Origin of the sequence: Bradyrhizobium sp. BLXBL-01, assembly GCF_051853025.1 — a bacterium.
Classification (GTDB): Bacteria; Pseudomonadota; Alphaproteobacteria; order Rhizobiales; family Xanthobacteraceae; genus Bradyrhizobium.
Genome location: NZ_CP182471.1, coordinates 1065752 through 1078051 on the forward strand (window position 1 = coordinate 1065752; position 12300 = coordinate 1078051).

Consider the following 12300-nt stretch of genomic DNA (forward strand, 5'->3'; position numbering starts at 1 on the left):
CGCGGGCTGGCTCAATTCCGAGAGGCGTTAACTGTTGTTCGCCGGCTTGGCGGCAGCGGCCGGCTTCGCAGCCTTGGGCTTGGCGGGCTTGGCGGCCTGGTCGCCGCTTGCAGGCTTCTCGGCAGGTTTGGCCGCATCGGGCTTGGCCGCAGCATGCTTGGCGCCGGCCGGCTTGGCAGCGGCCGGTTTGGCTGCGGTCTTGCCGTCGCCCTTGCCGTCAGCCTGCTTGGCGTCGGGCTTCACCGCCGCGGTCTTCGTGCCAGCCTCCTTGTTTCCCTCCTTGGGCTTGTCGGCGGCGTCTGGCTTCTTGGCGACGCGCGACTTCTTGCCACGCGGCTTGGACGCGGCCTGCTGGTCGGCATCGGCTGCGACCGCGGCGATCAGGGCCGTGCCGGTGCGGGTCGGACCGGTATAGACCTGCACGGGCTCTGTGGCCGCGGGGGCCGAGGCCATCAGCTCGGAAGCCTTCATCAGCGGCGGCTGCAGGCCGGCCGTGAAGAAGGTGAACTGGGCGGCGCCGCCGGTGGCGGAGGCGGATCCGGTCGCGCCGCCATTGGCAGCAATCAGCGCATCGTCGTCGTCGCTGGCCGGCCGCTTGCGGTTGGGTCCGCACATCTCGTCGCGCAGGTTCGGCGGCGTGGCATCGACCGGCACGAGATTGTCGACGGTGCCGAGCGAGGGGCGCAGCCAGGTGAGGTTGTCCTGAGCGAAGCCGCGCTCCAGCAGCTGCGCCGCCTTCACCGCGCGCGCCGTGCCGGAATTGGCGCCGAGCACCACCGCGATCAGCCGGCGGCCGTTGCGCGTGGCCGAGGCGACGAGGTTGTAGCCGGAGGCGCAGATGAAGCCGGTCTTGAACCCGTCGGCGCCGGGATAGCGGCCGATCAGCTTGTTGAAATTGCCGGTGACGCGCTTGCCGAAGCGGATCGCCGGGATGTGCACGAAGTACTCGTACTCCGGCAGGTCGCGCAGGAACGAGCGCGCCAAGATGCCGAGGTCGCGCGCCGAGGTGACCTGGCCTTCGGCGGGCAGGCCGTTCGGGTTGACGTAGCTCGTCTGGGTCATGCCGAGCTTCCTCGCGGTGTCGTTCATCACCGCGGAGAAGCCGTCGACCGAGCCGCCGACGCCTTCGGCGAGCACCACGGCCATGTCGTTCGCCGACTTGACCATCATCATCTTCAGCGCGTTGTCGACGGTGACCTGCGTTCCCGGGCGGAACCCCATCTTCGAGGGCGATTGCGAGGCCGCGGTTGGCGACACCGTGAGCAGCGTGTCGAGCGTCAGCCTGCCGTCCTTGACCGCCTTCAGCGTCACATAGGCTGTCATGATCTTGGTGACGGAGGCCGGATACCACGGAATGGTCGCGTTTTCGGCCTGCAACACCTTGCCGCTGTCGGCCTCGATCAGCAGGAGCGCTTCGGCGTCCGCCGCGCGCGGTGCGAGCAACGCGGCACAGGCGAGCGTCGCAGCGAACAGGTTGAACAGGGATTTGCGAAGCAGCGGGCGAAGGGCGTGCACTATCCGATTCCGGTCCTTGGAGATCCGCGCCCGAGAGGGTCGGTTCTCGTGATCTGATTGTCGGTTCTGAAATCCAGCGCCGCCGCTTGCGGCGTCGCAAACCTATACCGGCTGGTGCGTCGAGAATAGGGGCTTCGGGCGGGTATTCCGCAACGAAGTAGGCCGAATTTCGACGGTCCTCTCGGGACTTGCTAGGGGGATTTGGCAGCTGTCGCGGCAGCCTCGGCGGCCGTCACGCTGGCCCGCGCGTTCTCCTGCACCATGAACTGGGCCTTGGCCATCTCGGCAAAATGGCCGCCTTTGGCCACGAGTTCCTCGAAAGTTCCGGTTTCGATCACGCGTCCATTCTCGAACACCAGGATCCGGGTGGCGTTGCGGATGGTGGAGAGGCGATGGGCGATCACGAAGGTGGTGCGGCCCCTCATCACTTCGTCGAGAGCGGCATTCACCTTGACCTCGGTGACGGCGTCGAGCGCGGAGGTCGCCTCGTCCAGGATCAGGATCGGCGGGTCCTTCAGCAGGGCGCGGGCGATCGACAGCCGCTGCCGTTCGCCGCCGGAGAGCATGCGGCCGCGCTCGCCGGCATTGGTCTCGAAACCGCCGCTGCGCTCGATGAATTCCAGCGCCTGCGCGCGCTCCGCCGCCTTGCGCATCTCGGCCTCGGTCGCATCCGGCTTGCCGACGCGCAAATTCTCCGCGATCGAGCGGTTGAACAGCAGTGCTTCCTGGAACACCACGCCGATGTTCCGCCGCAGCGAGGTCAGCGTGACGCCGCGCACGTCCATGCCGTCGATCTTGATGACGCCGGATTGCGGATCGAAGGCGCGATGCAGGAGCGCAATCGCGGTCGACTTGCCTGCCCCTGTCGGGCCGACCAGCGCGATGGTCTGGCCCGGCAGCGCGGTGAAGGTGAGGTCCTCGATCGCCGGCCGCTTGCCGTCATAGGAGAACGTGACGTCGTTGAACTCGACGAGGCCCGACAGCCTGCCGGCATCGATTGCGTCGGGTCGGTCGTGCACCGCGGGCACGGCGTCGAGCACATTGAAGAACTCGCGCAGGCGCGGGGCTTCCATGAACACGCTGTTGATGAAGCTCACCACCTGCTCGAGCTTCTGGATCAGCAGCGTCGCGAAGCTCACGAACATCACGATCTCGCCGACCGAGGTCAGGCCCTGGTCGTGCAGCGCGATGCCGAGGGTGAAGATCGCCAGCACCGTGATGGTGGTGGACGCGCGCGTGATCACCGTGACCAGCGCCCACCACGACAGCACCGGCATCTGCGCGGCCAGCAGCTCGTCGGCGACCGAACGCAGTCCTTTGACCTCGGATTCGACGCGCACGAAGCTCTGCACCAGCGCGACGTTGCCGAGCGCGTCCGACGCGCGCGCGGAGAGCTCGCTGTAATGCTCCTCGACCTCCATCTGCATGCCGAAGGTCTTGCGCACAACGAAGGTGGTCAGGCCAGTGAAGACGATGCAGAGCACGAACAAGAGGATCGCCAGCCGCCAGTTCAGGTAGAGCGACAGCGGCAGCAGCACCAGGACCGAAAGGATCGCGGCAAAATGCTCGCGGAAGAAGCCGAGCCACAGCCGCCACAGCGCGTCCGTGCCGTTGAGCATGACCTTCATCAGCCGGCCGGAATGGGTGCCGGAGTGGAAGGTCAACGGCAGCTGCAGGATGTGCTCGAAATAATCGGTCAGCACCGCCTGGCGCTGGCGATGCGAGAGCCGGTCGGCCTGCAAGGCCACCAGCGCGCTGCAGACGATGGTGAACAGCCCGAACGCGACCCAGGCGGCCAGGAACGGCCAGGCCGAGCTCGAGCCGGCCACGGCCTTGCCCGAGAGCACGTCGACGATCCGGCCGAACAGCACCGGCTCGGCGAACTGCGATCCCGCCAGCAGGAGGTTGGCGACCGCGAGCACCCAGCCGAGCCGCGCCTCCTTGCCGAGCAGCTCGAGAACGCGGGTGTAGAGACGGAGAATGGACATGTGGGCGAGGACTCGGCGACGAGGGAGCCCACATTCTAAGCAGGGACCGCCGCGAGATACAGCGCAAGCTTGCAGTTTTGCTCAGTTGATCAGCCGCTCTGCCAGCGGCGGCAGGAACTGGTCGTCGAACACGTCGCGAAAAGCCGGCCGTTTGCGGAATTTGAAGTCCTGCGCGATCTGATCGATCGAGCGCTCCAGGCGCGCCGGATCGATGCCGCCAACGCCGTTGCGCTTGACCTCCTCGGTCAGGATGTTGTCGGCAAGGACGGCGCGCAGGCGCTCCAGCTCCAGATTGCGGTCGCCGTCGTCGATGCGGCTCGCGGCCTCCTCCGCCGCCCGCGCCGGCTCCCTGGCCGTCGCTTTGATGCCCGCGATCAAGGCGCGGACGAAGCCCTTCACCGCATCCGGCTTCAACGCGGCGAAGGCGGTGTTGGCCACCACGGCAAAGCCGTAGGCTTCGCAGCCGTAGTCGGCGTAGCGCAGCACGACGAGATCGGCTTCGGGCACGCCGCGATCGCGCAGGTTCACCGCCGAGAGGTAGCTGAAGCCGGCGACGGCATCGACCTGTCCTGCGGACAGGATCGGTTCGCGCACCGCGGCGCCGATCTTGTGGAATTTGACGTGCGATGCCTTGATGTCGTTCTGCTGCGCCAGTGCCGGCCACAGCCGCATCGATAGATCGCCGTCGGCAACGCCGACGGTCTTGCCATCGAGATCGGGCAGGACGCGGACACCGCGGCTCCTGCGCGCGACGATCGCGTAAGGCGCGCGGTCGAACAGCACGAACACGGCCCTGACCGGCGCCGCGTCGTCCTTGTCACGAAAGCGGATCAGCTCGTTGATGTCGACGAGCGCAAGCTCGCTGTCGCCTTTGGCGAGGCGTGCGAGCGCCTCCGGCGATCCGCTCGCGCTGTTGAAGGAGACGTTGAGACGCTCGGCGCCGAACCTGCCGTCCTTCGCCGCAAGGAAGAACGGCGCCATGCTCGCATCGATGGGACGGTCGAAGGTGAAGTGGATCGCAGTCGAGGGAGCGCCGCTCTCGGCCGCGATGGCCTTGGGCACACTCAATGCGGCGAACGGGATTGCAAGGGCCAGCAGGCACTGAAGGGCGATCGTCTTGAATCCGGACATCGGTCGCGCCGGCCCCGCATTGTTATGGTTTCGTGACGGCTTGCAGCGCCGGCCCGCGACGAGCGTGCGCGCGCGAACATGAACGGTGGATGAGCGGGCTTGCGGCATCGTTACGCAACCCCGTTCAGCTTGTGTTGGGGTTGGGGAACCTACTTAGGGGGCGAGTGTTTGACAGACATCAGCCTGTCGTCAGGCACAATCCGAGGTCCCAAGGAGGGTCCAGATCATGTTTGACAGCTTTTCGAAGTTCGTCGGCCGCAAGGCCGTTCTTGCCACGGCTGCCGTGGTGGCCCTGACCGCCGCTGCCCCCAGCGCCTCCTACGCGGGCGGCCGTCATTGGCATGGCGGTGGTGGCGGCGCCGCTGCTGCCGCGATGTTCGGCCTGGCCGCGACCGGCCTCGCGATCGCAGCCAGCCGCAATGCCTACGCCTATGATCCGGGTCCGGGTTACTATTACGAGGGCGGCCCGGTCTATTACAGCAGCCCCGGCTATGGTCCCTATTATTACGACTCCGGCAACCGCTACACCTATGGCGGCTACAAAAACCCCTGCGCCCACGGCTATTCCGGCTATAGCTGCTATTAACCGATCGGCCATACGTCATCGGCGAACAGGCCGTCGCGCTTGCCGCGGCGGCTTGTTTTTTGCTTATATTGCCGCGTGTTAACACGCCGGCCATTTGTTTCGAGTAGTTTTGAGTACCATGAGTGATTCGCTTGAGCGGCTATATCTGGCTGTGCTCGCGGCCAGAGATCTTGATCCGGCAACATCGCGCACAGCCCGGCTGTTTCAGCGTGGGCCCTCAAAAATGGCGAAGAAACTGGCCGAAGAAGCCATCGAGGTCGTCATCGATGCGGTCAATGGCGATAGTGAGGCCGTGATCCGGGAAAGTGCCGACCTGCTCTACAATCTCACCGTGCTGTGGGCTTCGGCCGGAGTACGCCCCGAGGACGTCTGGCGGGAAATGACGCGGCGGGAGGACATGCTCGGTATTGCCGAGAAACTGCCGAAGACGCCGGCGAAATTGCCCAAAGTCGCGTCACCGCGCATGGCCTCGCGGCGGCCTATTGTCGCGCTCGACGGCCGCGCCGCGCGCAAGCGCCACTGAAAACGTCACAAATCGCCCAAAAACTGGCGATGGACAAATCCGTCCCATGGTGCTTCATCGCGGCGCCATGCTGAAACGTATCTACGACTGGTGCATCGACGCCGCCCACAAGCCCTACGCGCTCTGGATCATGGGCATCGTGTCTTTCGCCGAAAGCTCCTTCTTTCCGGTCCCGCCGGATGTGATGCTGATCCCGATGTCGCTGGCGCGCCCGCAGCGCGCCTGGGTGTATGCAACGGTCTGTACCATCACCTCGGTGATCGGCGGCGTCGTCGGCTATGCCATCGGCGCGCTGCTGTTCGACTCGGTCGGCCAGTGGCTGATCCAGGTCTACGGCCTCGGTGACAAGGTCGACGCCTTCAGGGCCTCCTATGCCGAATGGGGGGCGGTGATCATCCTGCTCAAGGGGTTGACGCCGATCCCCTACAAGCTCGTCACTATCACCTCGGGCTTTGCCGGCTACAACATCATCCTGTTCATCCTGTGCTCGATCGTCGCGCGCGGCGGGCGCTTCTTCGTCGTCGCGATCCTGCTCAACCGCTATGGCGACTGGATCCGGGTTCGGATCGAGAAGCATCTCGGTCTCTGGGTTGCGATCGGCGCCGCGGTGCTGGTGCTCGGCTTCGTCATCGCGGTCAAGCTGATCTAGGGCGGCGGCTTTGCCGCCGCGCCGGCTTCGGTTACGGTTGCCGTCATGATGGTTCGATCCGGCAATCCGGCCGCACGGTCTGGGACGCTGATGTCGGCAGCGCTGCTGCTCCTTCTCGCGGCCGGCGGAACAGCCCGGCCGCAATCCGCCCCGCCGACGCTCGGCCTTCGGGAGCAGGGGGCGCAGGCCGCCCCGCCGCCGTCGACGCCCGCTCCATCGGCGCCGCCGGCAGCTGAGGAGAATCCCGGGCTGATCAACGAAATGGGCAAGCTGTTCGACAAGCTGCCCTCGATCCTGCCGCCGATCAAAAGCCCCAGCGAAACCATGGACGACCTGTCGCGGCTGGCCAAGCCCTCGACCATGGTGTCGGGGCGCGTGATCTGCCCGGTCTCTGCGAACGGCGCACCCGACTGCAAGCAGGCGGCCGACCAGCTCTGCCAGGGCAAGGGCTACAAGGAAGGCAAGAGCCTGAACGCCGATTCCGCGGAAAAATGCTCCGCCAAGGTCCTGATCCCCGGCCGGCAACGTAAGCCGGACGACTGCCGCACCGACACTTTCGTGACCAGCGCGCTGTGCCAGAACTGAAGGCCCTCGCGCGAGAACCAAGGAGCGCCCATGAGCCGTACGGAGCAGGACTTCCTCGGACAGCGCGAGATCGCCGACGACATCTATTACGGCGTCCAGACCATCCGGGGTAAGGAGAACTTCCACATCACCGGCATTCCGATGAACCAGGAGCCTTACTTCGTGAAGGCGCTCGGTTACGTCAAGAAGGCCGCCGCGATGGCCAATCGCGACCTCGGCGCGATCGACGCCAAGGTCGCGGACGCCATCATCCTCGGCTGCGACCGCGTCATCGCCGGCGACATGATGGATCAGTTCGTCACCGATTTCATCCAGGGCGGCGCCGGCACGTCGACCAACATGAACGCCAACGAGGTGATCGCGAACCTCGCGCTGGAATCGCTCGGCTTTGCCAAGGGCGACTACCAGCACGTCAGTCCGAACGATCACGTCAATTACGGCCAGTCCACCAACGACACCTATCCGACCGCCTTTCGCCTCGCCCTGATCCTGCGGCTCGAGAGCTACATGACGGCGCTGCGCCAGCTCCAGGAAGCCTTTTTCGCCAAGGGGCGCGAGTTCGACCGGGTGCTGAAGATGGGCCGCACCCATCTGCAGGATGCGGTGCCGATGTCGCTCGGCGCGGAATTCCGGGGCTGGGGCACCACGATCGGCGAGGAGGTCGACCGCATCTCGGAAGCGCGCGCGCTGCTGCGCGAGATCAATCTCGGCGCCACCGCGATCGGCACCTCCGTCACTGCGGCGGTCGGCTATCCCAAGCTCGCCGTCCGCCACCTCAGCGCGCTCACGGGCGTCGATTTCATCCTCGCCGGCGATCTCGTGGAGGCGACCTCCGACACCGGCGCCTATGTGCAGCTCTCCGGCGTGTTGAAGCGCACCGCGAGCAAGCTGACCAAGATCTGCAACGACATACGCCTGCTCGCCTCGGGCCCGCGCGCCGGCTTCAACGAGATCAACCTGCCGCAGCTGCAGCCGGGCTCCTCGATCATGCCGGGCAAAGTCAACCCTGTGATCCCCGAGGTCGTCAACCAGACCAGCTTCCTCGTGATCGGCCTCGACACCACGGTGACGCTGGCGGCAAGCGCCGGCCAGCTTCAGCTCAACGTGATGGAGCCGGTGATCTCGTTCGCGCTGTTCTTTTCGATTCGCACCATGGAGCGTGCGGTCAACAGCCTGCGCGAGAACTGCGTCGTCGGCATCACCGCCAACGAGGAGCACACCCGCAACATGGTGCTCAACTCGCTCGGCATCGTCACGGTGCTGAAGCCGCTGCTCGGCTACAAGCAATGCGCCGAGATCGCGCGCGAGGGCTACAAGAGCGGCAAGTCGCTGCACCAGATCGTGGTGGTCGAGCGCAAGCTGCTGACGCAGGAGAAGTGGGACGAGATGTTCTCGTTCGAGCGGCTGATCAATCCGGATCTGATCGGGTAGGGTGTCATCTGCAGCTCTCGCCGCGTCATTGCGAGGAGCCCTTGCGACGAAGCAATCCAGACCGTCTCCGCGGATACATTTCTGGATTGCTTCGCTTCGCTCGCAATGACGGGCGGGTAGACCTGGAAGGCCCGAATTCCGCTGCTTGGAATTGTGGTAGCCGCATCGGACACGGCGCCAAAACGCAATACTTGACAGTGGAAAGATTGCCTTGTTGGTATGGCTCTCAGCTTTCAATTCGACCGGCCAACAAAGGATCGTTCCGCAATGTCCATGCCTGCCTTGTTCAAGGGGCGCCTGTCGATCCCCGTGATCGGCTCGCCGCTCTTCATCATCTCGGTGCCCGATCTGGTGATCGCGCAGTGCAAGGCGGGGGTGGTCGGCTCGTTTCCGTCGCTGAACGCGCGGCCGCCGGAACTGCTCGACGAATGGCTGGCGCGGATCACCGAAGAGCTCGCGGCCTACGACCGCGCCCATCCCGACAGGCCGTCGGCGCCGTTCGCGGTCAACCAGATCGTGCACAAGTCGAACAACCGGCTCGATCACGACATGCAGCTCTGCGCCAAGTACAAGGTGCCGATGATCATCTCCTCGCTCGGCGCCCGCGAGGAGCTGAACCAGGCCGTGCACGGCTGGGGCGGCATCGTCTTCCACGACGTGATCAACCAGAAATTCGCGCACAAGGCGATCGAGAAGGGGGCCGACGGCCTGATCCTGGTCGCGGCCGGCGCCGGCGGCCATGCCGGCACCATCTCGCCGCTGGCCTTCGTGGCCGAGACGCGCAAGTGGTTCGACGGACCGATCGCGCTGTCGGGGGCGATCGGCAACGGCAAGGCGATCCGCGCCGCGCGCATCTTGGGGGCCGACTTCGCCTATATCGGCTCGGCCTTCATCGCGACCAAGGAGGCCAATGCGGTCGAGAAGTACAAGGAGATGATCGCCGGCTCGAGCGCCGACGACATCGTCTATTCCAATCTCTTCACCGGCGTGCACGGCAATTATCTGAAGCCTTCGATCCTGGCCGCAGGCATGGACCCGGAAAACCTGCCGACGTCCGATCCCTCCAAGATGAACTTCGGCACCGACGCCTCAGGCGAGCGCGCGAAGCCGAAGGCCTGGAAGGAGATCTGGGGAAGCGGCCAGGGCATCGGCAGCGTCGAGGGCATCGTGCCAGCCGCCGAGCTGATCGCGCGCTTCAAGAAGGAATACGACGAAGCGATCGATCCGCCGCTGTGATCGCTCCCGGATCGAGTGCAGCATGACCGCCATCTACCGCGTCGACGGCAACAACGTCGTCACCAGCCCCGATGCGGCCGGTCCCTGGGACCGGCGCATGCAGCACGGCTCGGCACCGGCATCGCTGGTGACGTGGGCGGCTGAGCGCATCCCGACGGCGGCGCCGATGGACATCGCGCGGGTGACCATCGACCTGATGCGTCCGGTGCCGGTGGCGCCGCTCACGATCGCGACCGAGGTCTTGCGCGAGGGCCGCAAGATCCAGCTCTGCGGGATCAAGCTGCTCGCCGACGGGGTGCAGGTGGTCGGCGCCACCGTGCTGAAGATCAGGCACCAGGAGCTGACGCTGCCGGACGAGGTCGAGGAACTGCCGGTCACGTTGCCCGCGCCGGAGCATTCATTGGTCGAGGACGGTCACGCTGCCACCAGCCCGTTCGTGCGATCGGTCTCGATGCGCGCCGCCCGCGGCCGCTTCGGCCAGGCCGGCGCCGGCGCGATCTGGTTTCGCGTCGACCATCCGCTGATCGAAGGCGAGGCCATCTCGCAGGCGATGCGCGCCGTGGTCGCCGCCGACTTCTCCAACGGCACCGCCTCGACGCTCGACTTTCGCGCCTGGACCTACATCAACGCCGACCTCACCGTGAGCTTTGCGCGCCAGCCGGTCGGCGAGTGGATCCTGCTCGACGGCGATTCCTGGATCGGCCCCGACGGCGCGGGCCTTGCGATGTCGCGCCTCGCCGACCGTCAGGGCTATTTCGGCCGCGCGGTGCAGAGTCTGGTGATCGAGAAGCGGTGAGCGTCACGGCGGGGCCGCGATCGCTCCTTCCGGATGAACGGCAGGCTTCCGCCGCCGCGGAAGGGATGCTCGGCATCCTGCCAGTTCACACACCGTAGAAGATCTTGATCCCCCACAGCACCACGATGATAGCCGTGATCAACGTAATCGCGGCGACCGCACTTTCCAGGGAAGCGACTCTCATTTCACTCTCCGCTTCCCCAGCCCCGTCAGCGGTCTAGTTGATTCCCTGATTCGCCGGCAATTGCGCGGGCATCGTCGCCGTAGACTCCGTTGTGCGCTGTGGTGCGGAAGCAACAACGATACCGTAGAATCCCGGAGTATTTACTCTACCATCCGGTCCCGCCGCTCCCGAAGCCCGCGCGCAGCACCTTGTCACAAGCCGGGGACGACGCTGGCACAGAGACTGCGGGAGGACACGAAACGCCCGCGAGAGGGAGGCACGCATGCCATCGGATCGACTGCAACGCTTCCGCGATCGTCTCGCGCTGCCGCTGATCGCGGCGCCGATGTTTCTGGTCTCAGGCGTCGAGCTCATGGTCGCGGCCTGCCGCAACGGGGTGATCGGCAGCTTCCCCACGGCGAATTGCCGTGGCGCGGAGCAGCTCGATGAATGGCTGACCGCGATCGAGACGCGCTTGCGCCGGTACGAAGATCAGGCCGGCCGCAGGGCCGCGCCGCTTTGTCCGAATCTGATCGTGCACCGCTCCAATGCGCGGCTGGAGCAGGATCTTGCCGTACTGCTGCGGCACAGGCCGGAGATCGTCATCACATCGGTCGGCTCGCCCGCGCCCGTGTTGAAGCCGCTGCACGACGCCGGAGCGCTGGTGCTGGCGGACGTCGCTTCCATCCGCCATGCCGAACGCGCGGCACAAGCAGGCGCCGACGGGTTGGTGCTGCTCGCCGCGGGCGCGGGCGGGCAGACCGGCTGGCTCAACCCGTTCGCCTTCGTCCGCGCGGTGCGCGCGTTCTATGACGGCATCATCGTGCTCGCGGGCGGCATCGGCGACGGCTGCGCGCTGCACGCGGCAGAAGTGCTCGGCTGCGATCTCGCCTATATGGGCACGAAGTTCATCGCAACGCGCGAGAGCATGGCGGACGAACGTCACAAGCAGATGCTGGTCGAGAGCAGCGCCGACGACATCTTGCTCACCACCGCGTTCACGGGACTTCAGACCAGCATGCTGCGGCCGTCGATCGTGGCCGCCGGGCTCGATCCCGACGATCTGCCGGCGCGCGGCGCGATCGACATCGCCGAGGATATCGACGTCGCCGCGCGCGAAAGCCGTCCCAAGCGCTGGCGCGACGTCTGGAGCGGCGGGCATTCGACCTCTGGTGTCACCGAGGTGCTCGCGGTCGACGATCTCGTCGCGCGGACCGTCGCGGAATATCACCGGGCGGGTGGGCGGTAGCGTCGTCGCCTCTCCCACGGTGCATCGCACACGGTTAATCCCGCATGCCTCCAGTCCGCCCCACTTAACGGCGGATTAACCATCGCCAGCCAAGAATCCCCTCGTGGCCGCCAATCAGGACGAGAGGACAGGCGATGGACTTCAATTATCTCAACAGCAAGACGGCTGCGACCATGGACGAGATCCGCGTCCGCGTCGCCCACGCACTGGCCCGCCACCCGCTGTGCCGCAACGTCCGCTTCGACATCGTCAGCGTCCCCCAGACCCGCCGCGGCGGAAATTGGACGGTGACGCTGCAATCGGTCGAGCCGCGCGCAGTCTGGGAGGCCTCGGAGATCGTGGCCGACATCCAGGACGCCTATGATCTTGCGGCGGCGGCCTGATTTCGCTGGGATTTCCGGGGGATGTCGCCGTAGTCCGCGCGATTGCCGCCGCATTGGCACGGTTC

General features: G+C 65.9%; 12 protein-coding genes. 9 read left to right on the forward strand and 3 right to left on the reverse strand.

Annotated features, from left to right (window positions below; translation table 11 throughout):
• Positions 1 to 27: 27 nt before the first annotated feature.
• The 3 genes from ACNJYA_RS05015 to ACNJYA_RS05025 all read right to left on the reverse strand — a co-directional run bounded on the left by ACNJYA_RS05015 (position 28) and on the right by ACNJYA_RS05025 (position 4634).
• Positions 28 to 1515: a D-alanyl-D-alanine carboxypeptidase family protein gene (locus ACNJYA_RS05015; protein WP_212254032.1), complete on the reverse strand. Its 1488-nt coding sequence runs from the start codon at positions 1513 to 1515 to the stop codon at positions 28 to 30.
• A 191-nt stretch (positions 1516 to 1706) separates the two neighbouring features.
• Complete coding sequence (locus ACNJYA_RS05020; protein ID WP_172785103.1) at positions 1707 to 3503, reverse strand: glucan ABC transporter ATP-binding protein/ permease; 1797 nt, start codon at positions 3501 to 3503, stop codon at positions 1707 to 1709.
• 81 nt (positions 3504 to 3584) lie between these two features.
• Positions 3585 to 4634 carry an ABC transporter substrate-binding protein gene (locus tag ACNJYA_RS05025; protein WP_439365601.1) on the reverse strand — a complete coding sequence of 350 codons (1050 nt, stop codon included), beginning with the start codon at positions 4632 to 4634 and terminating at the stop codon, positions 3585 to 3587.
• 226 nt (positions 4635 to 4860) lie between these two features.
• Here ACNJYA_RS05025 and ACNJYA_RS05030 point away from each other — a divergent pair, with 226 nt between their 5' ends.
• From ACNJYA_RS05030 to ACNJYA_RS05070, 9 genes are all read left to right on the forward strand, one after another.
• On the forward strand, positions 4861 to 5220 hold the full coding sequence (locus ACNJYA_RS05030; RefSeq protein WP_172785101.1) for a hypothetical protein: 360 nt from the start codon (positions 4861 to 4863) through the stop codon (positions 5218 to 5220).
• A 118-nt stretch (positions 5221 to 5338) separates the two neighbouring features.
• Complete coding sequence (hisE, locus tag ACNJYA_RS05035) at positions 5339 to 5743, forward strand: phosphoribosyl-ATP diphosphatase (RefSeq protein ID WP_172785232.1); 405 nt, start codon at positions 5339 to 5341, stop codon at positions 5741 to 5743.
• A gap of 67 nt (positions 5744 to 5810) precedes the next feature.
• Positions 5811 to 6392, forward strand: coding sequence for a YqaA family protein (locus tag ACNJYA_RS05040; protein WP_246570560.1), 582 nt, complete (start codon positions 5811 to 5813; stop codon positions 6390 to 6392).
• Positions 6393 to 6437: 45 nt separating this feature from the next.
• Positions 6438 to 6977, forward strand: a complete 540-nt coding sequence (locus ACNJYA_RS05045) for a hypothetical protein (RefSeq protein WP_439365602.1) — start codon at positions 6438 to 6440, stop codon at positions 6975 to 6977.
• A 30-nt stretch (positions 6978 to 7007) separates the two neighbouring features.
• Entirely contained in the window at positions 7008 to 8408 is a 1401-nt protein-coding gene (locus ACNJYA_RS05050) for an aspartate ammonia-lyase (protein WP_275515164.1), read from the forward strand.
• 267 nt (positions 8409 to 8675) lie between these two features.
• Positions 8676 to 9644, forward strand: a complete 969-nt coding sequence (locus ACNJYA_RS05055; protein ID WP_439402151.1) for an NAD(P)H-dependent flavin oxidoreductase — start codon at positions 8676 to 8678, stop codon at positions 9642 to 9644.
• 22 nt (positions 9645 to 9666) lie between these two features.
• Positions 9667 to 10440 carry a thioesterase family protein gene (locus ACNJYA_RS05060; protein ID WP_439402152.1) on the forward strand — a complete coding sequence of 258 codons (774 nt, stop codon included), beginning with the start codon at positions 9667 to 9669 and terminating at the stop codon, positions 10438 to 10440.
• A 446-nt stretch (positions 10441 to 10886) separates the two neighbouring features.
• On the forward strand, positions 10887 to 11852 hold the full coding sequence (locus ACNJYA_RS05065; RefSeq protein ID WP_439402153.1) for an NAD(P)H-dependent flavin oxidoreductase: 966 nt from the start codon (positions 10887 to 10889) through the stop codon (positions 11850 to 11852).
• Positions 11853 to 11986: 134 nt separating this feature from the next.
• Positions 11987 to 12235 carry a hypothetical protein gene (locus ACNJYA_RS05070; RefSeq protein ID WP_172785094.1) on the forward strand — a complete coding sequence of 83 codons (249 nt, stop codon included), beginning with the start codon at positions 11987 to 11989 and terminating at the stop codon, positions 12233 to 12235.
• The last annotated feature ends 65 nt before the right edge of the window (positions 12236 to 12300 follow it).